This is a genomic window from Amycolatopsis rifamycinica, assembly GCF_000695625.1.
GTDB classification, from domain to species: Bacteria; Actinomycetota; Actinomycetes; order Mycobacteriales; family Pseudonocardiaceae; genus Amycolatopsis; species Amycolatopsis rifamycinica.
The window spans coordinates 62,290-83,261 of the sequence record NZ_JMQI01000027.1 but is presented as its reverse complement, the minus strand read 5'-3'; the positions used below and the strand labels follow the sequence as shown (position 1 = coordinate 83,261).

Below are 20,972 nucleotides of genomic sequence, written 5' to 3'. Positions count from 1 at the left end.
AACAAATGGACCCCCGCATGGCCGAACTGCTCACCCCGTACCTGAAGTTCCTCAACGGCCGCGAGCTGGCCCCGGACGACTCGCTGCGCGAGCGCGGGCTCGACTCGATGCAGTCGATCAACGTGCTGTTCGAGATCGAGGACGTCTTCGGCGTCTCCCTGCCGGACGAGGACATCACCGACGCCACCTTCGCCACCGGCGCCACCCTGTGGACCGCCGTGCAGGCGCAGCTGGAGCGTGAAGGGGTCTCGTCATGACCACCGCCCCGCTCGCCGAACTCGTCGGGCGCGTCACCAAGGTCGCCGAGGAGCACGTCCGCCGGACCGACGACGAAGCGACGTTCCCGGTGGAGGCGCTGGACGAGCTGCGCGCCACCGGACTGCTCGGGCTGCTGGTGCCGTCCGAAGACGGCGGGCTCGGCGGGTCCCTGGCCGACGTGCTGGAGACCAGCACCGAGCTGGGCCGGGTGGACATGTCCCTGGCGATGATCTTCGCGATGCACTGCCAGCAGGTCGCCGCCGTGCTCGCGCACGCCGAAGGCCGGCTGCGCGCGGAACTGGTGCCCGAGATCGCCGCGGGCCGGCTCTACCTCGGCTCGGTCACCACCGAGGCGGGCAAGGGCGGGCACCTGCTGACCGCCGAGTCCGCCGCGGCCTGGCGCGACGGCGAGCTGCTCATCGACCGCTTCGCCCCGATCGTCACCGGGGGCAAGCAGGCCGACGGGTTCCTCATCACGATGCGCTCCCCGGACTCCGAGGCGGACAACCAGGTTTCGCTGGTCTACGCCGCTCGCGAGCAGGTGGAGATCGAGCCGGCCGGCGGCTGGAACCCGCTGGGCATGCGCGCCAGTGACAGCGGGGCCATGAAGCTGCGCGGGCGGCTGCCCGCGCACCAGGTCGTCGGGCGGCACGGCGACTTCCACACCATCGTCACGACCGTGTTCGGGCCGCTGGCCCACCTCGGCTGGGCGTCCTGCTGGCTGGGCACGGCGGCCGGGGCGCTGTCCCGGGTGATCGCGTCCCTGCGCGGCAGCCGGGGCAAGACGGACCTGAGCTCGGAGCTGCTGATGACGCGGCTGTCCCGGTCGCGCCAGCGGCTGGACACCGTGCACGCGCTGATCGGCCACGCCCGGCAGGTGGTCGAGACCGCCGCCGACCTCAGCGTGCCGAAGGTGCAGCTGCTGATCAACGCCGTGAAGATCACCGCCGCCGAGGAGTGCTACCGCGCCGTTGACGAGCTGGTCGACGCGGTCGGGATGCGCCACGGCTACCTGCGCGACTCCCCGACGCGGCTGGAGCAGTCGCTGCGGGATCTGCGGTCGGCGGTGCTGAACTACAGCAACGACCGGCTGCACCTCGCCGACGGCCGGCTCACCCTGCTCGACCAGGAGGTGCGTTTTGCCTGAGGCAGCCCTCCTGGACGGCGGCCGCGGGCTGTCCACTGTGGATTCGGACGCGGACGGCGGCCGGGTGTGGCGCCGGCTCGGGGCAGACGGGGTGCTGCGGGAGCAGTACCGGCGGCGCACGCCGACCGGCCTGGTCGCCGACCCCGGCCGGCTCGGGGCCACCCTGCGCGCGGTCGACGCCCGGGGCGACAACGGCATCACGTTGAGCGTGCTGGTGCAGTCGGCGAGCGCGCTGCCGATCCTGGCCGCCGGGACCGGGCCGGAGTTCGACCGGGTCGCCGACGGCGACTGCGAGGTCGCGCTGGCGGCCACGGACGCCGCGGCGGCCGGGTCCGACCTCACCGGGCTGGGCACCGAGGTCGAGATCGACGGGGACACCGTCCGGCTCGAGGGCTCGAAGCGCTGGGTGACCACGGCGACCCGGGCCGCGTACTTCCTGGTGCTGGCCCGGCACCGGGCCGGACGGCACTTCACCGCCTTCACCTGGGTCCTGGTCCCGGCGGACGCGGCGGGGGTGCGGGTCACGCCCGCGACGACCACGCTGCTGGCGGGCGCGGGCATCGGGCACGTGGAGTTCTCCGGGGTGCGGCTGCCCTCCTCGGCGGTGCTCGGCCGGCAGGGCCGCGGGCTGGCCCTGTTCGCCCGGCACATGGGCACCGAACGGCTCGCCGGCGCTCAGTGGGCCACCGCGCTCACCAGCCGGGTGCTGGCGGAGACCCGGACGTCGCTGACCCGGCGGGAGATCGACGGCCGCGCGCTGTGGGACCACGACCCGGTCCGCCAGGAGTTCGCGGGCTGCCTGGTGCGGGTGCGAGCCTTGCGGGCGCTGCACGAGGCACTGGGCGAGCGGGTCGTGGAGGAGCACGACGCGACGAGCGCGGCCACACTGAAGGCCGCGGTCGGGCTCACCGCCGACGACGTGCTCTCGCGCTGTGCGCGGTGGCGGGGCGCCGACGGGTTCGCCGACGACGGCCTCCAGCTCGTCCGGGCCGAGGCCGCGGTGTTCGGCATCGGCGGCGGGGTGACCGAGCTGATGCTCGGCGCGGTGGCCGACGGCGCCGAGACGCTCCTCGCGGAACTGCGCGCATGACCGCCCCGGGCGACGAGATCGCCGGCACCCAGGGTCCGCCGGAGGCGGCCATCGACGGCGCCACCACGGGCCGCCTCCTCCCCGGTTCGCCGCTTTCCCGCGAAAGCGGCGCCACCCACGGACTGGCGGAGGTGTCCATCGACGGTCCCGGCACCATCCCCATCGTCGTCGGACTCCCCCTCCCCAACCCGCCGCTTTCCCGCGAAAGTGCCGCGACCCACGGGCTGCCGGAGGTGTCCATCGACGGCGCCGAGATCGCCTCCGGCGTGTGGGTCGCCTCGGCCGGTCGTGCCGAGCTCGACGGTGCGCCCGCCCACGTGGCGGACCTCGCCGAGGCCGGCACCCGGCCGGGCTGGCGGCGCGCGGAGTTCCTCGCCGGCCGGCACCTGCTGCGGCGCCTGCTGCGGCGGGTGCGGCCCGGCCTGGCCGCGCTGCCGATCGGCGCCGACCCGGCAGGCAAGCCGCGGCTGGCCCCGGATGGGGCGCCGGACCTGGCGCTGCCCGGGATCACGATCTCCCACGACGGGGACCGGGTCGCGGCGGCCGTGTGCGCGCACGGGGACGTGGGCGTCGACGTCCAGCTCCCCCCGGAGCGGCTCGCGGACTCGACGCTGCGCCGGTGCCTGGGCTCGCACGCCCCGGAGGTCACCGCGCTGCCCCGCGCCCGGCGGGCGAAGGAGTTCGCCTGGGTGTGGACCGTGCAGGAAGCGTGCGTCAAGGCCGCGGGCACCGGCCTGGCCGGGCGGCCCTGGTCGATCGACGTCCCGCCCGGCGCGGTGTCCGGGCGCTGGCGCGGCTTCGCCTGGCTGAGCCTGCGCACCCGCTCGCCGGTCCCGCTGAGCTGCGCCTTCCACCCCGCTCCCCGCCGGTGACCCGGTGCGGGACCCCCCACGACGACGGAGGTTCGACGTGCACCTCATCAACGCCCCGGACGTAGTGCCGGAACTCAGCTGCTACACCACCAACCTGGTGGCCTACCTCGAACCCGACGACCCCGACGTCAAGACCCGGCTGGCGCACGCCGTCCGCCTGGCGGTCCGGTCCGGCGACGGCCCCGGGGACCTGGAGTTCTCCCAGCACACCCGCGTCGACGACGTCGGCGCGCACGACCCCCTCGGCTACCGCGGCGCCGCGGACTGGGCACTGGCCGCCGGGGACCTCGACGCCGAGCTCGCCCGGTCGGGCCGGGTGCTGGCCGTCGCCGACACCTTCCGCCTGCCCTGGTCGCCCGCGCACGAGACCGCGCACTCGCCGCATTGGCTGCTGCTGCTCGGCCGCCGCGACGGGCGGTGGCTGGTGGCCGACCACTTCCGCGCGCTGACCCCGCTCGGTGCGCAGGAACCCTTCCTGGGCTGGCTGGACGACGCCGCGCTGGCGGCCGCGCTGGCCCCGCACACCCCGTGGCCGGCGGAAATCGCCAACCGCGACCGCTACGCGCTCGGCTCCCCCGTGGAACCGGTGCACGCGGATGCGTACCGCTGGCTGGCGCGCACCGACGGCGAGGCCCCCGCGGCCGGACCGGACGACTGGACGTGCTCGCTGTCCGAAGCGCTCGCGCGCATCGGCCGGGTGCTGGCCGGGGACGAGACCGCCGCCGCCCGCTACGGCGACGACCTGTGGGCGGCGAGCCGCCACTACACCTACCGGCTCGAGGTGCTCGCCGCGAACGGCGAGATCGGGGCCGAGGAAGCCGCCGCGGCCGCGGTGACGTGGGGCGAGCTGCCCAAGGTCGTCCGGTTCGCCGCGGAGTCCGCCGCCCGGGGCCGGCCCCGGGCCGGTCTGCTGGAGCGGACCTTCGACGACCTGCTGCGCACCAACGAAAAGACGACCGCCGGCCTGGAACGAAAGGCATGAGAACGATGGAAACCCTGTACCAGTGGTTCGCCGCATCGGCCGAGAAGCACGCCGACGCGCCCGCGCTCGAAGTCGGCGCGCGCACCCTGACCTACACCGAACTGCGGGACCTCGCCGGGCACCTCGCGGCCGAGGCCGTCGCCGCGGCGGGAACCGTGCCCGCCCGGATCGGCGTGCTGGCCGAACGCAGTGTGCTCACCTACGCCGGGTACCTCGCCGCGCAACGGCTCGGCAGCACCGTCGTGCCGCTCAACCCCGCGTTCCCCGCCGAACGCAACCGGATGATCGCCGAAGCGGCCGGCCTCGACCTGGTGCTCACCGAAGACACCGGCGGCGCGCCCGCCGACCTCGGCGTGCCGGAACTGGCCATGGCCGAACCCGCGGACGGCGCCGTGCGCACCCCGCCGGACTCCCCGGCCGGAGACCTGGCCTACATCCTGTTCACCTCGGGCTCGACCGGACGCCCCAAGGGCGTCCCGATCCGGCACCGCAACGTCTGCTCCTACCTCGGCCACGTGGTGCCGCGCTACGGCATGGCGCCGGGCAGCCGCGTCTCCCAGACCTTCGACCTGACCTTCGACCTGTCGGTGTTCGACATGTTCACCGCCTGGAGCGGCGGCGCGACGCTCGTCGTCCCCAGCCGCGAGGACCTGCTCGCGCCGGTGCGGTTCGTCGCGGAGAAGCGGCTCACCCACTGGTTCGCCGTTCCCTCGATGGTGTCCTACGCCCAGCGGCTGCGCAGCCTGCGGCCGGGGAGCATGCCGACGCTCCGCTGGAGCCTGTTCTGCGGTGAACCGCTGACCACGCACCAGGCCGAGGCCTGGCAGCGCGCCGCCCCCGAAGGGGTCGTGGAGAACCTCTACGGGCCCACGGAACTGACGATCAGCTGCGCGGAGTTCCGGCTGCCCGCCGATCCGGCGGACTGGCCGGTCACCGCCAACGGGACGGTGCCGATCGGACGGCCCCACCCCAGCGTCGGCCACGTCGTGCTCGACGAGCGGGGGCGCCCCGCCGTGGAGGGCGAACTCTGCGCGCGCGGGCCCCAGCGGTTCCCCGGCTACCTCGACCCGGCCGCCAACGAGGGCCGCTTCTACCACTTCGGCCCCGGCGACGAAACCGCGCGGCCGCACGGCCCGGACGACGAGCTCGACGACGACGCCTGGTACCGCACCGGGGACCGGGTGTCCTGGAAGGACGGCGCGCTCGTCCACTTGGGACGGTCGGACCAGCAGGTGAAGGTGCAGGGCTACCGCGTGGAGCTCGGCGAGATCGAAGCCGTGCTGCGGGACCAGGAAGCGGTGCGCGACGCGATCGTGCTCGCCCTGCCCGGCCACGGCGGCGCCACCGAGCTCGAAGCGGTGTGCACGGGTTCGGGCCTCGACCCCGACCGGTTGCTCGTCGCCGCGGCCACCCGGCTGCCGGGGTACATGGTGCCCCGCCGGCTCAGCGTGCTGGACGCGCTCCCGCTCAACGTCAACGGCAAGATCGACCGTTCGGCGCTCACCGCGCAAGCGATCGGGCAGCGCGGATGACCACCTCGGAAGGGAAGACCATGGGAACCGCACCCACCACCCCGTCCCGGCTCCGCGCCGCCAACCCGGACCGCGGTCCGGCTCAGGAGGATCCGGCCCGGAGCCCGTCGGCGCAGGGCCCCCCGGACGCACCGGACCTGGTGCCCACGGAGGGGTTCTGCCGGGCGATCGCGAAGCTGCCGACCGGGGTCACCGTGCTCACCACCGTCGCCGAGGACTCCCCCATCGGGTGCACGGCCAACGCGGTGATGTCGCTCTCGGCCGACACCCCGAGCGTCCTGGTGTCGCTGGGCAGCCACAGCCGCACCCTCGCGGCCATCCTCGACACCGGCTCCTTCGCCGTCAACACGCTGTCGTGGGCGCAGCGGGCGCTGACCCGCAAGTTCGCCACCGGCAGCCCGGCCGAGCGGTTCGCCGGGGTGCCGTGGCGGCCCGAACGCCGGGTCCCCGTGCTGTCCGCGGCGGGCGTGGCCCTGGTCTGCGAGGTCGGCGACACCGCGACCCTGCTGGACCACACCGTGGTCGTCGGCAAGGTGGTCTGGCTGCGGGACACGAACGCGGCCCCGACGGTGCTCTACGGGCGGGAGCAGTACCCGCTCGGAGCTTGAGGCGCGGCGCGCCCGGCTCGGCGGTCCGGCTCCGAGGAGCGGACCGGCGGGCCGGGCGCTTTGCTGCGCCGAGGTGGCCGACCGGATCGAAGAACGCCCGGCCCGGACGAAGAACCAGCCCGGCCCGACCGCCCGCCCCCGAACGGCGGATCGGCGAGCCAAGCAGTTCACCGCGCTCACGTGGCCGAACGAAAACGCCCGGCCCGACCGCCCGCACCCGAACGGCGGACCGGCAAGCCAGGCGCATCGCTGCCTGTGGTGAGCGGACGAAGGGACACGAGCCACCCGGGCTCGCGGTCCGGGCCTCAGAGGGCGGACCGCCGGGCCGTGCGCGTCCCGGCGTCCGCCACCTGCTCGGCGGTCGCGCGGGCCGCCGCGTCGAGCAGCATCGCGAAGCGGGGGTCGGTGCGGATCTCGCGGTGCCAGGCGAGCTGGGTGAAGACCTGGAACGGCGCGGTCCACGGCACCTCGACCAACCGGCCCTCGGCCAGCTCGCCGGCGACGCTCAGCCGCGGCAGCAGCGAGATGCCCAGCCCCGCCGTCAGTGCGTGCTTCACCGCGTCGATGGAGCCGAAGGTCAGCGCCCGGACCCGGACGTCGGCGGCGTCGCTCAGCGTCCGCTCGAACATGCGCTGGTAACCGCTTCCCCGGTGGGCGCACAGCAGGGGCTGCCTCGCCAGCCGCGCGGTCGGCACCGGCTCGGCGCCCAGTGGCCCGTCCGGGCCGGCGACCACCACGAGCGGCTCCGGGCAGAGCAGGGTCGAATCGCCCTTCGACGAAGACTCGGCGACGTCGATGAAGAACGCGCAGTCGACGTCGGAATCACCGATGCGGCTCCACGGGTCCTCTTCCAGTGGCCGGATTTCGAGCGCCAGCTCGGGGTGCCGCCGGTACAGGTACTCGACGATCGGCACCAGCCGGTAGGAGGTGAGCCCGCTGTCGGCGCCGACGGTCAGCGTCTCGCTGGGCGCGGTGCCTTCGAGCACGGTCTCCTCCGCCAGCCGGCTCAGCTTGACGATCTTGTGGGCGTAGCGCCGGAACCGCTGCCCGGCGGTGGTGAGCTGGACGAGCGCACCGGTGCGGTGGAACAGGTCGCAGGCGAGGTCGCGCTCCAGTTTCTTGATCCGCGCGGTGACCGTCGGCTGCGCCACGCTCAGATCGCTGGCGGCCTTGGTGAAGCTCGCCTTCTCGGCCACGCTCAGGAAGGTGTTCAGCGATGCGGTGTCCACGACCGGTTCACCGCCGGTCCGGGCGAGGGGCACGGGGATCGGCCCCCGGGCCCGGGCGGGTGTTCCCTTCCGTGGAGAAGCCGGATTTTCGCGGAACGGTTTCCGCGCGCACGCCGTAGTCCCGGTGCGAGGTGTCCGTGGCGGCGGCTTTCCCGCAGTGGTGGAACGACTCCGTCCTGGACACGAAACCTCCCGGCGGCCGGCCGCTCCCGGCCGGCACGGCACCTTTCACGACGTTCCCCCAACCGGCGCCCGCGTCGCTTCCGCGCGGACGACCTCTCGTTTGTCTCTCATGCACGTGGTCACAACGCTTTCCGGTGGTCGACCGGCTTCGACCGATGACCACTCGAGTGGGTGACACTTAGCAAATACCACTCGACGATCATCGACAAACTGCTCCCATCGGGCGGGCAGCGGAACGCGGCTTTTCACCCGCTGTGGCCAGTACCGCGCGGCCCTTCACTCCATGGAACCAGGCCGCCCGCGATATCGATTACTCCCCCTGCGCGGGACGAACCTTATTTCAATCTTCGCGATCCGATTCTGCGGTTTCCGAATAAGTATCCGGCGTCGATAGCGGATTCAGCCGAGCACCAAGCGCAGCACGGCACTCACGACCGCGGCGCCGATCATCGCGGTCAGGATCGACCGCTTGCCCGCCAGCAGGGCGATCCCGACGCCGACGCCCGCCAGCGCAGTGAGTGTCCGCAGCGAAGTCACCTGACCGGAGGACGGCCACAGCAGGGTGACCACCAGCCCGGCCATCAGGGCCGGCGTCGCGCAGGTCAGCGCGTTGCGCAGCCAGGTGGGCAGCTCCCGGCCGCCCGCCGCCAGCGGCACCACCACGCGCAACGTGAGCGCGGTGGCTCCGAGGGCCAGCACGATCCACCACTGGTACGTCATCGCCGCACCCCCAGCGCCGCCCCGGCCACGGCACCCGCGGCCCCGGCCACCAGCACCGGGACACCCGGGGGCGCCCAGGCCACCAGCGCGGCCGCCGCGGCGACGCCCAAGACCGCCAGGAACCACGCGCGCGCGTCCTTCAGGTGCGAGCGCAGCAGGCCGAGGAAGAACACCGGGTAGGCGGCGTCCAGCCCCAGCCGCCCCGGGTCGCCGATGGCGTCGCCGAGGATGGCGCCCAGCGCGGTCCCCGCGGTCCAGCCACACAGGCAGAGCGCGCCGGCCACGCGCAGCGTCCTCAGGTCGTAGCGCCCGTCGCCGCGATGGGCGATCGCCCAGGAGCCGTCGGTGATCAGCAGTGCCGTCCCCGCCCGCGACCAGGCAGACCCGGTCAGCGCGGGGGCGATCGTGGTGCCCATCAGCAGGTAGCGCGCGTTGAGCGCGGCCGCGGCACCGACGACGGCCCAGATCGAGCCGTGCTGCCCGATGACGGCGACGGCGCCGTACTGGGCGCTGCCGGAGAACACCAGCAGCGACATGGCCACCGGAGCCAGCACACCCATCCCGACCGAGGCCGCGAGGGCGCCGAACGCCATGCCGTCCGCCAGGTCGGCCGCGGCCACCGGCAGCACCGGGCGCACGACCCGGGCCGGCGAACGGGGTTCAGCCGTGGTTTCGGTCACGATGATCACCTCCTGCCCTCGACGTTACCAACAAAGCCGAGTGTTGGTAACCGGACAGAATTCGGTACCCCGTAATTTGGTGTCCAAACCGCGAAATCCACACCAGTTGCTCGTAAGGTGACCAGCAGGTCCCGTTGCTGGTAACCTCGCCGACATGACGCCCCGCCCGGCCGCACCTCCGCCGCTAGCCCTGGTCCAGAGCTTGGTGAACACCCGCGAGCTGCTGGAGGACCGGGACGACCTGAGCACCCCGGCCGGCCTGGTGGCGTGGGCGGCGGCCGAGGGCCTGCCCTGCCCCGCCCGGCCGGCGCAGGCGGACCTGACCCGGGTGCGCCGGTTCCGGGAGGCGCTGCGGCAGCTGCTCGACGGCGGCGAGGGTGCCGCAGGCGCGGCCGCCGTGCTCAACGGCGAACTGGCCCGGACCGGCACCCGGCCCCTGCTGCGGGCGGCACCACCCGGCGCGGAGTTCGTCGGCGACGGCGCCACCGCCCTGGACACGGCGATCACCCGGGTCCTCGCCACGGTCATCACGGCCCGCCTCGACGGTTCCCTGTCCCGGCTGAAGATCTGCGGCGCCGAGGACTGCCGGTGGGCCTACTACGACCGGTCTCCCAACGCGGTGAGCCGCTGGTGCGAGACCTCCGTCTGCGGAGCCCGGCACAAGATGCGCGCCTACCGCGCCCGCCGGGCCGCGGCCCACCCGGCCTGACCCGGCCGCCCCGGCGGGGTTCCCCGGTTCACCGAGGCGATCCGCTCGCCGGGCCGGGTTGCCGTGCCGGCACCGACTCCAGCAGCGTTCGCCGCCATCGGTCGTATCCGACGACGCGTCCAGCACGACCTCGCCCGCCTTCGTCCAGCGCACCGGCCACCAGACCAGGGCCAGGCCGCCGAGGTTTTCGATGTCGCAGCCCGGATGGTCAAGCTGTCCCCGGTGCCGTCGGCCCCTTTGTCGTCGAGAACCACATCAAGTCCGGCGGGTGTCGACGAGGCCTTACCCCCAGAATCAGCACTGAAATGGCGCCGGTGCCCCGAAACCTGAATTGATCGTTTTCCGTGCTCACTAGGCCGATCGAGTGATGCCCGGAGGCACTGGCCGACGGCGCCCGGTTCAAGACCATCGAGCCTGCGGCAAAGCCCGCACTCGTGCCACCGTTGTGGCAGAACGCGCATCGCCACGCGCACGCTGGTGGTACGTTGCGAAGCGTCGGGATGAGGCGAGGCCCAGTCGTCGGCCTTGCCGGGGGAGTCCGGGAGGCGCAGCCATGGCAGGCGATCGTCGGGAATATTTCACCACAGATGGCATCGCGGCAATGAAATGGGAAGTTGCCCGAGCGGCGATCGGCAATGCAGAACGCCCGACAAGGTGTCATGGAGATCGGCTGGTATGCCACCCAGCGATTATTCGGCATTCCCGGCGCGACCGACCTCAAGAACCTCATCCACGGCGCCGGCTACATCCTGGCGGCCATGGGGTTTCTGACACTTCCGACACCGGTGAGTATCGGAGTAACCGCCACCGGCATTGCCCTGACAGGCGCAGAAGATCTCATCGGCGCGATCCAGCAAAAAGACGCCGACGTTGCCCCGTTCGGCGTGACCATCACAACCGGGAGCACCGAAGAGGTGCTTGCGCAAGTTCATACGGCGCTCTATGGCAGCCAAGAGAACTGCCTTCAACAGGCACTCCTGAGCGACGAAGGCACATGCATCAGCATGTTGCAAGTTGCCCAGCGCCACTTCGAGAGTGGAACAACGGTGTACGATGCGCAGAAGAAGTCTTACTCCACAGTGTTCACCCTCAAGCCCGGAAAGATTCGCGGCGATACCGCACCCGGAAAGTCACCCGATGTGGACATCAAGGTTGAATTCGACCGACTCCGTAAAGCGGGAAGTATATTCGCAGACGATCTATCGGCCGACCTGCGTGAAGTAGCGAGCTCTTTGCGAGGGATCTTCCCCAACAGTTCAGCGTGGGAACGTCCGGAGATTGGCGGAGGCATGGGAATAGGAATCGGCTGGACCGGCCCGTGGGAAGCCTGGAACGCCAACCGCAATCTGCTGGCGGAAGCACTCGAGAAAACCGCACAGCAGGTCGTCGGCGTGGGCGACTACTTGATCTCCGTGGCGAACTTCCTCGAACGGCAAGACGCTGCGGCTCAAGAGGCCCTCGAGCAGGCCGGAGCCGAACTCGACGGACAATTCGGCCCCTCCTGACGTCGGCCGGCACCTACTGGTGATCAACGAAGCACCAGGGCGGCTCCACCCTTGACGCACATGGGCGAGCGGCTGCCGTTGCCGGACCGGGACCTATGGTCACCCATTCGGGCTGTCGACGACGAAATACGAGACCGGCTGCGGCAGTTCGGCATCGCAGCGGGGCCGGCCACGGTCGCGAGCACGAATCCGACATGCCATGACCGACAGTGCACCGGCGCACTGCGGCATCGTCGTATCCTCGAAGTCAGTCAACCAGGGGGAACATGCCGGTCATGTCGAATCCACATCACACACAGCCGCCACAACGCCCGTACCCGGGCGCCGTCAGGCCGCCATCCGGGCCGCCGGCCAGTTGGCCTGGCGCACCGAACCCGGGCTTCGGCTATCCACCACCGTATCCCGGCGGCGGCCCGGTACCGCCGAGACGGCGCCGTACTGGACTGTGGGTGTCGCTGGCGCTCGCCGGAGTGCTCGTCGTCGGCCTGCTGCTGACCGGGTTCGTGACCCCGGGGTTCTTCCTGCGCCAAGACCGAGGTCCGTCGGCGGGCTCCTCACCGAGCTCAGTGGGCGACGCCTCGGCCGAGCCGTCGCCGGCGACATCGTCGTACTCACGCAACAGCCCGAGTCAGTTGCAGGCTGCGAGGGTGGTGACCGAGGAGTTCCTGAAGCGCCTCAACGCTGACGCGATCGACGGCCCGGACGGCGCGAAAGCCATGGCATGTCCTGGCTCCGAGTCGCTGCTCGGCGGCACGCTGCTGGCTGTGGAAGCGCCGACCCAGCTCGCGATCCCCACCGAAGGCGAGACGCGGTTCCGCGATCCGGTGATCGAAGTCGACATCGCGGGCGTCACCAACCAGCGCGCCGTCACCGGATACGTCCGTCTCCAGCCGTGGCAAGACCATCAGCCCTGTGTCCGCATCCTGCAGATTCACTGAAGGGCCGGATTTCAGCCTCCGGGGTGAGGCCCGCCGCCGGCGACCAAGCTCCTCTGGCGGCTCCGCGCCTTCGGTGCAGGCGCGGAACGGGTCAGTCGCGATCGTCCACGGAGTCGGAGAGCAGTCGAGCCTGCTCGATCTCGTTGATGTAGCGCTCGGCCCACTGACGGATGGCGGACATGGGTTCTTGCAGAGTTCGGCCAAGGACTGTCAGGCGATAGATGACGGTTCGATCGACCAGGGCCTCGCGGCTGACGAGGCCGTCTCGCTCCAAGCTGCGCAACGTTCGCGTGAGCATCTTCTCGCTGATGCCGTCGATCTGGTCCCGGAGTTGCCCGAATCGCTGCGGGGCCGGTGACAGGGCCCCGATCAGCAGGACACTCCACTTGTCGGCGAGTCGGTCCAGCGCTTGGCGGGAGGGGCACGCGGCACTGTACACATTGGCCAGATGGCCGTCGGCCAGGCGAGCACGAGCAGGTCTGCGGCTGCCGGGGCGCGGCCGCGGTTGGGGTGCACCCATGACTCGATGCTAACCGGATGAAAGCTCGCCGGCCAAGGGTCCTCGTCGAGAACTGGCTCTACGCACTTGCAAGTGCGTACTTGCGATGGTCATGTCACTAACCAATGGTAAGTGACGTCACCTCAGGAAGGATGCGAAATGCTCAGTGCGGCGTCGCGGAGCCAAGTCACCATCGGATCGACGACGATCACCTACCTGCCCGACGGCGAGGTTCACCTCGAGCCGTCGACGCTCTTCCCGGCTTCCGGTCCGAACGGGTGGGCCGCCTATTCCTCCTACCTCGATCCGGACGGCCGGCTGCCGGTCAGCGTCGGTTCGTTCCTCGTCACCACGCCCGGCAATCGGGTTCTCGTCGATCTCGGCCTGGGAGCGGTCGACTTCGAGGTTCCGGGCATGGGCTCGTTCACCGGTGGCGCCCTCCTCGACAGCCTCGCGGCGGAGGGTCTCGGCCCCGCCGAAATCGACACCGTCATCTTCACGCATCTCCACCACGACCACGTGGGTTGGACGAGTGATCTCGTTTCGGCACCGGGAGCCGTTCACACCAGCCCGGCCGCCGGTCTGACTTTCGGACGCGCTCGGCATCTGGTCGACCGGGCTGAGTGGGACTACTGGAACGGACGCGAAGAGGTGACCGGGCCGGACCCGGATGCCGTCCAGAAGCCGCTGAGCTCCGTGATCCGGTTCTTCGAACGCGCGAAGGACGTGGTACCCGGCATCCACGCGCTGCCGACAGCCGGGCACACGCCGGGGCACACCAGCCTGCTTGTGACCGACCCCGGGAGTGACGAGCGAGTTCTCATCCTCGGTGACGTCATGCACACGCAGGCTCAAGTCGGTGAAACCGACTGGAACTTCCTGCTCGACGTCGATGCCGAGCGAGGCACGCAGGCTCGTTTGACGCTGCTGGAGCAGTACCACGATGACCGTACGGTCGTCGCCGGTGGGCACTTCGCCGGCACGGTGTTCGGTCGGTTCCTGCCGTCCAGGCAACAGCACCGTTGGGCGATCGCGCCGACGACGATGGTTTCCCATGGATGAGGCGTTGCCCTATGCCGAGCTGGGCAGCGGTTGGGCGAGTCTCCGTGTCCAGAAGCAGAAGGTGTGGCACATGGACACCGCCGCCTGTGGCCGTACGAGCCATGCCGTCCGCGCCCGGGTTGCCGAGCATCTGGCTCAGGAAGCGGAGGAAGGAGGGTACGTCGCCGAAGCCTCGATCGCTCCTGTCTTCACGAATGCCCGGGCCCGGCTCGGTGCACTGCTCGGCTTCGCCGCGGAAGATGTGGCGTTCACCGAAAGCGCGTCGACCGCGTTCGTTCAGCTGCTGGCGTCCTGGCCGGTGGAGAAGGGCGACACGGTGTGGGCGCCGCGTTCGGACTGGGGGCCGAGTTTGGCGGCTCTCGTCGACCGCGGATTGAGAGTCGAGTTGCTCGACGTCGACTCCCGAGGAGCGCTCGACATCGAGGCTCTTGAAACGCGACTGCGCCACGGCAGACCGGCGTTACTCCACATGACAGCGGCCTTGTCCCACCGGGCTGTTCTGCAGCCGATCACTGAGTGCCTGATGGCGTGTTCGAGCCGGGAGGTGCCGGTGATCTTGGACGTGGCGCAAGCAGCCGGGCAGTTCGCTCTGCCAGAGGGTGCCGCCGCGGTCTACGGAACCGGGCGTAAGTTCTTGTGTGGGCCGCGAGGCGTGGGTTACCTGGCGGTGTCGAAAGCTTGGCAACCCGGACTCCACCCTCGGGCGCCTGCACTCGCGGTGGAAGCGTGGCCGGGTGAGGATCGTTCGGTTCGCCGCCTGGAGAGCCGCGAGGCGTTCGTCGCGGGGCGGGCCGGCCTCGCAGTGGCTCTCGAGGAGTTTCATCAGCGGGGGCCGGATCGCATTCGGACTCGTCTTGACGCCATCGGCCGCGCCGGCCGCCGCGTCCTCGGGAACGTACCGGGATGGTCTGCTGCCGACCCGGTCGACGCCCCGGGAGCGATCATTTCGCTGCAGGCGGACTCGGCCGACGCCGACCTCGCCGCTGTTCGTGCGGACCTGCTTCGTCAGAAGGTGATCTGCTCGGTGACGGGTACGGAGCGGGCACCGCACCACATGACGAGGACCTTGCTCCGATTCAGCCCGCACATCGATGTGACGTTGGACGACCTCGGGTATGTTGCCGATTGCCTCAAGATCGCAAGCCGTTGAGGGGCGGGCTGATCAACGCCACGGACACACTCGATCGGCGTGGTTACCGTTGTTTCAACCAGCGACTGTCTAGTTCTGGCGAAGGTTGCCGATGACGGCTTCGGCCATTTTCGCGACTCCGCCGCAGCGGTCGTTGGCCCAGTAGTTGCGGGGCAGGTCCTTCCCGATGATCTCGAAAGTCAGCATTTGTTGCTCGGTGGCCTGGACGGCTACCGAGCAATCGTCGGTACTGTCGCGTTGGTGGTAGACAATCGCGGGCAGGCCGTCGATCGAGGTTTCGGTCCACGGCTCGAACATGTCGGCTTTCCGCGCCGGCGACTCCGCCAGCTCGGTCAGCGTGCGTGGACTCTTGGCCGGTTTCGAGGCGGTGGCGTTCGTGCCGACAGGAGTGACCCAGGAGCAGCCGTAGATGGGCGCGGTGGTCTTCCTGAACGCGCTCACGTCGGCGGGTGGATCGGCGACGACGGCAGCGACCTGCTCTTTGGTCAGCAGGCTGCACGGGTCGGTGTCGAACTTGGCCAGGTCGAGGGGCTTGTCGACCTGGTCCAGGGGCAGCGGCGCGCCGGTCTGCGCGGGGGCTGGTGGCTGGGTCAGCACGCGCTCGGGTGTCGACGGGCCACACCCGGTGAGGAAACCTGCCGTCACGAGCACGGCGCAGCTGACGACTCGTGTGTTCATGCGGGAGCGGCGGTGGGGTCGATGCGCCATTGCTTCTCGTTGTCCATTCCGGAGTTGGCGGGCATCGGGGGCAAGTCGGGGAAGTCGGTGTCGCCCTGCACGATGGCGGTGGCTTGCGCCCGGAAGTTCCCCAGCGTGGAGAGCGCTTGGCCGAACAGTCCGTTGATCGCGGTGACGAGGTTGGCGAACGCGTCCACGACCGCGTCGATGACGTCCTTGGAGGTGAAGATGTCGACAATGGGAATCGCGGCGGTCGCGATCGCGACGATCGTCTTGTAGCCGAGCTTGCCGAGCTCGACCGCACAGGTGCCGATGAACTCGATGGCCTTGCTGTAGGTCTCGATCACGCAGCCGGCGATCCCGGAGAGGATGCCGGACATGCCGCCGACGACGTCCTGCTGATCGCCGAGCGCTTTCCCGACGTGGTCGGCGTAGGTGTTGAACTGGGCCGCGGCACGCCCGCTCCAGGTACCGGCCACTGCCTGCACGGCGTTGTCGATGTCGTCGCCGGCGTCGGCGAGGGTGTGGTTCTTCGCGAACTCCATGGCCATGTCCTGCACCTGGAATGCGTTGCCCAGCAGCTTGTTGCGGACGTCGTCGAGCAGCCGGATGATCTCGCCGCGGCCGAGCAGCTCGGCGATCTTGCGGACCTTCCCGTCGGCTTCGTCGGGATAGGGCTGCGGCGCCGCTGGTGCCGGCGGAGCAGTCGGTGCGCTCACGGGTCAGCCCATGCCCTTCTCCAGGTCGCGCAGACGCTTGAAGTCCGCTTCGTCCTGGGTTTCGTAGTAGTCGGCCGCCTTGTCCAGCGCTTCGGCGAACTGCTCCAGCTGCGTGGCACCTTTGGCGGTCTTGTCGCGGATGTGGGCGATGGCCTCGGTGAACTCCTCGACGACACCGGCCCGGGCTCCCAGCATGCCCACGTCGGCATCGCGCAGGACCACCTGCGCCAAATCCTCCTGGCCGAACTTGAGCACCTTGTCGCGGGCGGCGAACACGTCGTCGGTGGCTGCGCGCAAAGCCTGCGGGTAGACCTCGAAGCCGGAGCCGGCCGCAGCGGTACCGAACGGGTTTGTGAAGTTGCCGTCGCTCATCGGACCTCCCGCGCGGCGTCGTCGATCATGGCCTTGCGCCGGGTGGCGGCGGCCGATTCGGCGCGTGCGATCGCGCGCAGGACGTGCCCGGCGAGGCTGGCGCCGGTCTGCCCGGCGACCGCGTCGCGCGTGAGATCCACCGACACCAGGCTGCCCAGGCCGTCCACGGTCACGGTGCCGAGACCGGCCCCGATGTCGAGCACCAGCGGCAAGGCCTCACCGGTCCTGGCTGCCTGCTCCACCGCGGCCACCCGCGCGTCGATTTCCTTCGCCAGGTGATACAGCTGCTCTTCGCTCTTCACCAGCGTCGACCTCCTGACTCCGGCTCGTCGGTCAGGAAGTCCAGCTCCTCGAAGTTCTCCCCGTCGTCCGGCTGGGCCTCGCGCCGCGTCGGCACCGCAGCGACCGGCGGGCGCACAGGTGTGGCCGGTGGCGGCTGCTTGCCGAACAGGGCGTTCAGCTGCGGAAGTGCCGAGGCGTTGGCCGCGGCGCGGGCGGCTCGGACAGCCTCGACGATGCTCAGGCCGAGCTTCTGCACGTGCGCGCCCTGCAGTGCGCGGTCGTCGATCCGCAGGTCGAGCAGCTTTCCCTGGCCCGTAACCACCGCGGTGACCAGCCGGTCGCCCGAACCGGCGGTGTGCCGGGCGGCGGCAAGCTGGGCATCCAGCTCACCGGCCTGCTGCTGCAGCAGCCGCACATCGCGCCTGGGTGCGGTCATGACCGCATCACGAAGCGACGCATCCATCCCCCTACTCCAAGTTCCGACTTTTTCAATGTGACGGAACGTGCCCACTCGGCACCCTACTGTGTGACGACGGCGGCGCAACGACAACCCGCACGAAGGCCGCGTGCCACCGTTTACCTTCGCGGCAAGACAGTCGTCCAGCGTCGTAGCCAGGGTGACGGCGAGGCATTCGTGGGTCCTGAGCGAGCGTCGGGACCAGTAGCTTCCGGAAACCAGGGGAAAGTACTCAGGCACCGGCGATCCGGCGCAGATAGCCTGGGCACCGTGAGAGGTTCACGCAGTATCGTGCTCCTCGGTTGCGCGGCCGTGGTCGCGTCCTTCTGGCTCGTTCCCTCGGCCGTGGGTGACACCGAGACGGACCGGCAGTCGAACACGCTCGCCGACGCGATCGGCTATCCGCGCCAGGCGGACGCCGCCGGGTTCGCCCGTGCCGCGCTGGCCACGCGGCTGGGGCGCAGCGAGAGCTTCAGCGTCCTGGAAGCCACGGATCTGCCCCACGACGACCCCCGGGATCCGATGGCCCGTCTGGTCTGGCGAATCCACCACGAGACACCGGCCGAGGACTGGAACCTCGGCCCGGGCACCTTCGACGCCTGCTACCGCGTCGAGTTCGACTACTACGGGACGTCGTCGGGACCGTCGCGGATCACCTGCCCGGCGAACGCCCCCGCGATCACCCCGCCGCCGCTGCCGAGGCGGGACATCCCGCCCGGGTTCGGCCCGGCGCTGGAGGCCGTCTTGGGGCACCTGCCGGCCACGCCCGGTCCGCCGGAGGTCCGCGCGGCGCTGACCGCCGGGATGCCCGCGCCCCCGGTGGACCCCGAGACCCACCTGGCCTGGATCCCGCCGGAGACCTCCGTCCAGGTCCGGGGATCCGACGTCGGCGTGGCCCTGTTCGCCCGGACGGGCGTCCAGGACACGGACTGCATGATGGGCCGCCGGGTCGGTGGCGTGGTGCGGGTGTGGTCCCTCAACGCGCGGGACCAACGGATGGAACTCCCGTGCGGCGCTGAAGCCGCTCTGGCCGCTCCCTAGCGGGTACCCGCGCGGCGCACCGGTATCGAACCGAGTCGAAAACGAGGACTGGGAACGAGGCCGCCCTCTATTCATGAGGGCAGCATCAGCCGTGCGCGTCGGTTTCCTTCGCCCGGACGTCGACCGGCCGGTAGGCGCTGGGTGCCGGCGGCGTTCCCGCGATGCGCAGCGTTGCCGATCGGCTGTTCGCCGAAACGGAATTCGCACACTGCGCGAAGCCGTGGCCGAGGCGGTGGCCGAGCTTCGGGCCGGGACGAGCTGGATGGAGGCATGACCGCGCGTAGCATCCGCTCAGTCGATGTGCAGCCTGAACGCGTGGGTGCTGTCCTCCGGACACGTGAAGATGTTCAAGGCGCCTTGCCTACCGAACTCCCACCCGGCCGGCTGCAGCTCATCCTGCTCGCAGGAACACAGCTCGTCGCGGTGCTCGTAGGTGTGCAGCGAAAGCAGCAGCCGAAGGCCGGCGCCGCAGTCCTGGCAGTCGAGCTTCCCCGGACTGCTCTGCCACCAGAAGGCCCAGCCCCCCACTTTGCTGCACTGGCTGACCTTGGGCCACCTGTCGTAGTCGTCGTGGACGAAGCCGGCCGTGTCCACAAAAGACAAGGGCAGCTTGATTTCGTCCGGGAGCTCGCTCAGTGCCGGGTATTCGACGACCTGGCAGGGGTTGAGCACGCACGGCCGGGGAACGAACTCGCCGCCGACGCCGGCCGGCTGCGGCGGGCGGCCGGCGACCTCGGTCACCTCCGCGGATGCTCGCCAGACGAGGTGGGCCGCTGGACCGTAGTAGTAGTCCGCCCCGCTGCTGTCGAGCTGGTGCTCGTTGGGACAGAGCAGCACCTGCAGCACGTCCGTGCCCTCCGGGAACGGCAGGGCCGGGAAGTCGCGGCGGAACAGCTGGGCCGCGCCGACCAGGGCGATCGGCCCGTCGACCTCGTGCTCGGCCGTCCAATTCTCCTGCGGTTTCCCGGTGGACGTGGGCAGCCGTCCGTCGCAGTGCGGCCACGGCTCGTCGGCAGGCCACCACAGCGGGCCTCCGATGTGGCTGTCGCGAGCCGTGGGCGCGCCGGACCGGGGATGCAGGCGGGTGGCGGTACGAGCGAACTCCGCGATGCCGGGGATCTCGCGGCCGTTGTCGGTCGGTACTTCAGTAGCGGACACGAGCGCGGACGCTACCCGGACCCACCGACAGTTTCGGCGCCGTTCCGCATTTCGGCTTTCCGAGCCCGGCGTCGCCCGCGGCGACCGGCCGTTCGTTGCGTTCCGCAAGTGTGACGCTCGTAGCGTCCGAGCCGCGGGCGGACTACGTTGGTCGGCGCGATGGTTGAGAACGCAGCCGTCTTCCTCGGCGACTTTGGGAGACCGGCATGGGCAGTGAACAGGACTGGCAGCGGGACAAAGAGGAGTTCGTCGCCGACCTCGAGCCGGAGCAGCTCGCGCCCGGGCCGCTGACCCGGCAGTTCGCCCAGCTGACGCGCATCCTGCTCGCCGCACCGACCGTGGAAGACGTCCTGCAGCGCGTGCTCGAGGCCACGACGGTGATGGTCCCGGCCGCCGATCTCGCCAGCTTCACCCTGCTCGACGTCGACGGCCACTTCCACACCCCCGCCGAGACCGACGAGGTCGCCACCGAACTCGACCGGCTGCAGTACCGGTTCCGGGAAGGCCCCTGCGTCGAAGCCGCCGACCCCGGTGGCCCGGCCGTCGCGATCGCCCCGGACCTGGCCGCCGAACCGCGCTGGCCCCGCTGGGCGCCGGCCGCCACGCAGCTCGGGATGGGCTCCGTCCTGTCCACCGCCCTCATCAGCGGACCGCCGTCCGGGGAGTCCAGCGGCGCCCTCAACGTCTACTCCCGGTCCCGGCACGGACTGGACGAAGCCGACCGCGACGTCCTGCTGCTGCTGGCCACCCACGCATCCCTCGCCCTGACCGCCACCGACGCCGTCACCCGCGCCGAACTGCAGGCCGCTCACCTGCGCAAAGCCATCGACGGCCGCGACGTGATCGGCCAGGCCAAGGGCATCATCATGGCCCGCCGGGGCGTCTCCGCGGACGCCGCGTTCGACATCCTGCGGCGCACGTCCCAGGACCTCAACGTCAAGCTCGCCGACCTCGCCCGGACCCTCGCCGGCCGCCACACCGAGATCGACCTGCCGACCCGCTGAGCGCGCGGCGAGGCCGTTGCGTGAGCGGATCAACGATCGGGTGATCCCGCGTCGGCGAGTACGCGATCCATGGCGCATTGGTGCATCATGGACGCGC

At 70.8% G+C, this 20,972-nt stretch carries 24 protein-coding genes; 14 read left to right on the top strand and 10 right to left on the bottom strand.

All coding sequences use genetic code 11. The features are described from left to right. Positions 1–5: 5 nt before the first annotated feature. The 7 genes from DV20_RS13740 to DV20_RS13710 are packed head-to-tail and all read left to right on the top strand — an operon-like array spanning position 6 to position 6,489. Positions 6–257 carry a phosphopantetheine-binding protein gene (locus DV20_RS13740; RefSeq protein ID WP_043780112.1) on the top strand — a complete coding sequence of 84 codons (252 nt, stop codon included), beginning with the start codon at positions 6–8 and terminating at the stop codon, positions 255–257. Beyond that, positions 254–1,405 (top strand): acyl-CoA dehydrogenase family protein, encoded by a 1,152-nt coding sequence (locus tag DV20_RS13735; RefSeq protein WP_043780111.1) that lies wholly within the window; start codon positions 254–256, stop codon positions 1,403–1,405. The genes DV20_RS13740 and DV20_RS13735 overlap by 4 nt, the downstream gene beginning before the upstream one ends. Further along, positions 1,398–2,495 (top strand): acyl-CoA dehydrogenase family protein, encoded by a 1,098-nt coding sequence (locus DV20_RS13730; RefSeq protein ID WP_235190828.1) that lies wholly within the window; start codon positions 1,398–1,400, stop codon positions 2,493–2,495. Before DV20_RS13735 ends, DV20_RS13730 begins: the two co-directional genes overlap by 8 nt. Continuing rightward, positions 2,492–3,367, top strand: coding sequence for a 4'-phosphopantetheinyl transferase family protein (locus tag DV20_RS46215; protein ID WP_200876420.1), 876 nt, complete (start codon positions 2,492–2,494; stop codon positions 3,365–3,367). The genes DV20_RS13730 and DV20_RS46215 overlap by 4 nt, the downstream gene beginning before the upstream one ends. 37 nt (positions 3,368–3,404) lie before the next feature. After that, positions 3,405–4,349, top strand: coding sequence for a hypothetical protein (locus DV20_RS13720; RefSeq protein WP_043780109.1), 945 nt, complete (start codon positions 3,405–3,407; stop codon positions 4,347–4,349). A 5-nt stretch (positions 4,350–4,354) separates the two neighbouring features. Next, entirely contained in the window at positions 4,355–5,881 is a 1,527-nt protein-coding gene (locus DV20_RS13715) for an amino acid adenylation domain-containing protein (protein ID WP_084093470.1), read from the top strand. After that, positions 5,878–6,489 (top strand): flavin reductase family protein, encoded by a 612-nt coding sequence (locus tag DV20_RS13710; protein WP_235190827.1) that lies wholly within the window; start codon positions 5,878–5,880, stop codon positions 6,487–6,489. The genes DV20_RS13715 and DV20_RS13710 overlap by 4 nt, the downstream gene beginning before the upstream one ends. Before the next feature lie 305 nt (positions 6,490–6,794). Here DV20_RS13710 and DV20_RS13700 read toward each other — a convergent pair whose 3' ends face one another. The 3 genes from DV20_RS13700 to DV20_RS13690 form a co-directional block, all read right to left on the bottom strand. Next, positions 6,795–7,718, bottom strand: a complete 924-nt coding sequence (locus DV20_RS13700; RefSeq protein ID WP_043780346.1) for a LysR family transcriptional regulator — start codon at positions 7,716–7,718, stop codon at positions 6,795–6,797. A 582-nt stretch (positions 7,719–8,300) separates the two neighbouring features. Continuing rightward, a complete protein-coding gene (locus DV20_RS13695) occupies positions 8,301–8,621 on the bottom strand; it encodes an AzlD domain-containing protein (RefSeq protein ID WP_043780104.1) in 321 nt (106 codons plus the stop codon). Beyond that, the gene (locus DV20_RS13690) at positions 8,618–9,301 is read right to left on the bottom strand and encodes an AzlC family ABC transporter permease (RefSeq protein ID WP_043780344.1); all 684 of its coding nucleotides are present in this window, start codon (positions 9,299–9,301) and stop codon (positions 8,618–8,620) included. Before DV20_RS13690 ends, DV20_RS13695 begins: the two co-directional genes overlap by 4 nt. Positions 9,302–9,455: 154 nt before the next feature. Here DV20_RS13690 and DV20_RS13685 point away from each other — a divergent pair, with 154 nt between their 5' ends. From DV20_RS13685 to DV20_RS43105, 3 genes are all read left to right on the top strand, one after another. After that, positions 9,456–10,010: a CGNR zinc finger domain-containing protein gene (locus tag DV20_RS13685; protein WP_043780103.1), complete on the top strand. Its 555-nt coding sequence runs from the start codon at positions 9,456–9,458 to the stop codon at positions 10,008–10,010. Positions 10,011–10,669: 659 nt separating this feature from the next. Next, positions 10,670–11,515: a hypothetical protein gene (locus DV20_RS13680; RefSeq protein WP_043780102.1), complete on the top strand. Its 846-nt coding sequence runs from the start codon at positions 10,670–10,672 to the stop codon at positions 11,513–11,515. A gap of 449 nt (positions 11,516–11,964) precedes the next feature. Next, the gene (locus DV20_RS43105) at positions 11,965–12,453 is read left to right on the top strand and encodes a hypothetical protein (RefSeq protein WP_051735987.1); all 489 of its coding nucleotides are present in this window, start codon (positions 11,965–11,967) and stop codon (positions 12,451–12,453) included. Positions 12,454–12,544: 91 nt separating this feature from the next. Here DV20_RS43105 and DV20_RS13670 read toward each other — a convergent pair whose 3' ends face one another. Beyond that, the gene (locus DV20_RS13670; RefSeq protein WP_084093469.1) at positions 12,545–12,973 is read right to left on the bottom strand and encodes a winged helix-turn-helix transcriptional regulator; all 429 of its coding nucleotides are present in this window, start codon (positions 12,971–12,973) and stop codon (positions 12,545–12,547) included. 138 nt (positions 12,974–13,111) lie between these two features. On the opposite strand from DV20_RS13670, the gene DV20_RS13665 reads away from it, so the two are divergent. Both DV20_RS13665 and DV20_RS13660 read left to right on the top strand, forming a co-directional pair. Next, positions 13,112–14,014 carry an MBL fold metallo-hydrolase gene (locus DV20_RS13665; protein ID WP_043780101.1) on the top strand — a complete coding sequence of 301 codons (903 nt, stop codon included), beginning with the start codon at positions 13,112–13,114 and terminating at the stop codon, positions 14,012–14,014. Then, positions 14,007–15,164 (top strand): aminotransferase class V-fold PLP-dependent enzyme, encoded by a 1,158-nt coding sequence (locus DV20_RS13660; protein WP_051735986.1) that lies wholly within the window; start codon positions 14,007–14,009, stop codon positions 15,162–15,164. The genes DV20_RS13665 and DV20_RS13660 overlap by 8 nt, the downstream gene beginning before the upstream one ends. 69 nt (positions 15,165–15,233) lie before the next feature. On the opposite strand, the gene DV20_RS13655 is transcribed toward DV20_RS13660, so the two are convergent. The 5 genes from DV20_RS13655 to DV20_RS13635 are packed head-to-tail and all read right to left on the bottom strand — an operon-like array spanning position 15,234 to position 17,651. Beyond that, positions 15,234–15,815, bottom strand: a complete 582-nt coding sequence (locus tag DV20_RS13655; protein WP_160169729.1) for a DUF3558 domain-containing protein — start codon at positions 15,813–15,815, stop codon at positions 15,234–15,236. Positions 15,816–15,838: 23 nt separating this feature from the next. Next, complete coding sequence (locus DV20_RS13650; RefSeq protein ID WP_043780099.1) at positions 15,839–16,561, bottom strand: WXG100 family type VII secretion target; 723 nt, start codon at positions 16,559–16,561, stop codon at positions 15,839–15,841. A gap of 3 nt (positions 16,562–16,564) precedes the next feature. Next, positions 16,565–16,933 carry a hypothetical protein gene (locus DV20_RS13645; RefSeq protein WP_043780096.1) on the bottom strand — a complete coding sequence of 123 codons (369 nt, stop codon included), beginning with the start codon at positions 16,931–16,933 and terminating at the stop codon, positions 16,565–16,567. Beyond that, the gene (locus DV20_RS13640; protein ID WP_043780094.1) at positions 16,930–17,235 is read right to left on the bottom strand and encodes a hypothetical protein; all 306 of its coding nucleotides are present in this window, start codon (positions 17,233–17,235) and stop codon (positions 16,930–16,932) included. The genes DV20_RS13645 and DV20_RS13640 overlap by 4 nt, the downstream gene beginning before the upstream one ends. Continuing rightward, entirely contained in the window at positions 17,232–17,651 is a 420-nt protein-coding gene (locus tag DV20_RS13635; RefSeq protein WP_043780092.1) for a YbaB/EbfC family nucleoid-associated protein, read from the bottom strand. Before DV20_RS13635 ends, DV20_RS13640 begins: the two co-directional genes overlap by 4 nt. Before the next feature lie 291 nt (positions 17,652–17,942). Between DV20_RS13635 and DV20_RS13630 the strand changes: the two genes are divergently transcribed. Beyond that, the gene (locus DV20_RS13630) at positions 17,943–18,713 is read left to right on the top strand and encodes a hypothetical protein (RefSeq protein ID WP_152603718.1); all 771 of its coding nucleotides are present in this window, start codon (positions 17,943–17,945) and stop codon (positions 18,711–18,713) included. A 291-nt stretch (positions 18,714–19,004) separates the two neighbouring features. Here DV20_RS13630 and DV20_RS13625 read toward each other — a convergent pair whose 3' ends face one another. Continuing rightward, positions 19,005–19,871 (bottom strand): hypothetical protein, encoded by an 867-nt coding sequence (locus tag DV20_RS13625; RefSeq protein ID WP_043780087.1) that lies wholly within the window; start codon positions 19,869–19,871, stop codon positions 19,005–19,007. A gap of 206 nt (positions 19,872–20,077) precedes the next feature. On the opposite strand from DV20_RS13625, the gene DV20_RS44005 reads away from it, so the two are divergent. After that, entirely contained in the window at positions 20,078–20,875 is a 798-nt protein-coding gene (locus tag DV20_RS44005) for a GAF and ANTAR domain-containing protein (RefSeq protein ID WP_043780085.1), read from the top strand. The last annotated feature ends 97 nt before the right edge of the window (positions 20,876–20,972 follow it).

Bases quoted from the DNA above. Each gene is read 5' to 3' on its own strand.
- DV20_RS13695 (WP_043780104.1), bottom strand. From the start codon at position 8,621: ATGACGTACCAGTGGTGGATCGTGCTGGCCCTCGGAGCCACCGCGCTC.
- DV20_RS13740 (WP_043780112.1), top strand. From the start codon at position 6: ATGGACCCCCGCATGGCCGAACTGCTCACCCCGTACCTGAAGTTCCTC.
- DV20_RS46215 (WP_200876420.1), top strand. From the start codon at position 2,492: ATGACCGCCCCGGGCGACGAGATCGCCGGCACCCAGGGTCCGCCGGAG.
- DV20_RS13685 (WP_043780103.1), top strand. From the start codon at position 9,456: ATGACGCCCCGCCCGGCCGCACCTCCGCCGCTAGCCCTGGTCCAGAGC.
- DV20_RS13680 (WP_043780102.1), top strand. From the start codon at position 10,670: ATGGAGATCGGCTGGTATGCCACCCAGCGATTATTCGGCATTCCCGGC.
- DV20_RS13665 (WP_043780101.1), top strand. From the start codon at position 13,112: ATGCTCAGTGCGGCGTCGCGGAGCCAAGTCACCATCGGATCGACGACG.
- DV20_RS13735 (WP_043780111.1), top strand. From the start codon at position 254: ATGACCACCGCCCCGCTCGCCGAACTCGTCGGGCGCGTCACCAAGGTC.
- DV20_RS13645 (WP_043780096.1), bottom strand. From the start codon at position 16,933: ATGAGCGACGGCAACTTCACAAACCCGTTCGGTACCGCTGCGGCCGGC.
- DV20_RS13660 (WP_051735986.1), top strand. From the start codon at position 14,007: ATGGATGAGGCGTTGCCCTATGCCGAGCTGGGCAGCGGTTGGGCGAGT.
- DV20_RS13715 (WP_084093470.1), top strand. From the start codon at position 4,355: ATGGAAACCCTGTACCAGTGGTTCGCCGCATCGGCCGAGAAGCACGCC.
- DV20_RS44005 (WP_043780085.1), top strand. From the start codon at position 20,078: ATGGGCAGTGAACAGGACTGGCAGCGGGACAAAGAGGAGTTCGTCGCC.
- DV20_RS13670 (WP_084093469.1), bottom strand. From the start codon at position 12,973: ATGGGTGCACCCCAACCGCGGCCGCGCCCCGGCAGCCGCAGACCTGCT.
- DV20_RS13710 (WP_235190827.1), top strand. From the start codon at position 5,878: ATGACCACCTCGGAAGGGAAGACCATGGGAACCGCACCCACCACCCCG.
- DV20_RS13635 (WP_043780092.1), bottom strand. From the start codon at position 17,651: ATGACCGCACCCAGGCGCGATGTGCGGCTGCTGCAGCAGCAGGCCGGT.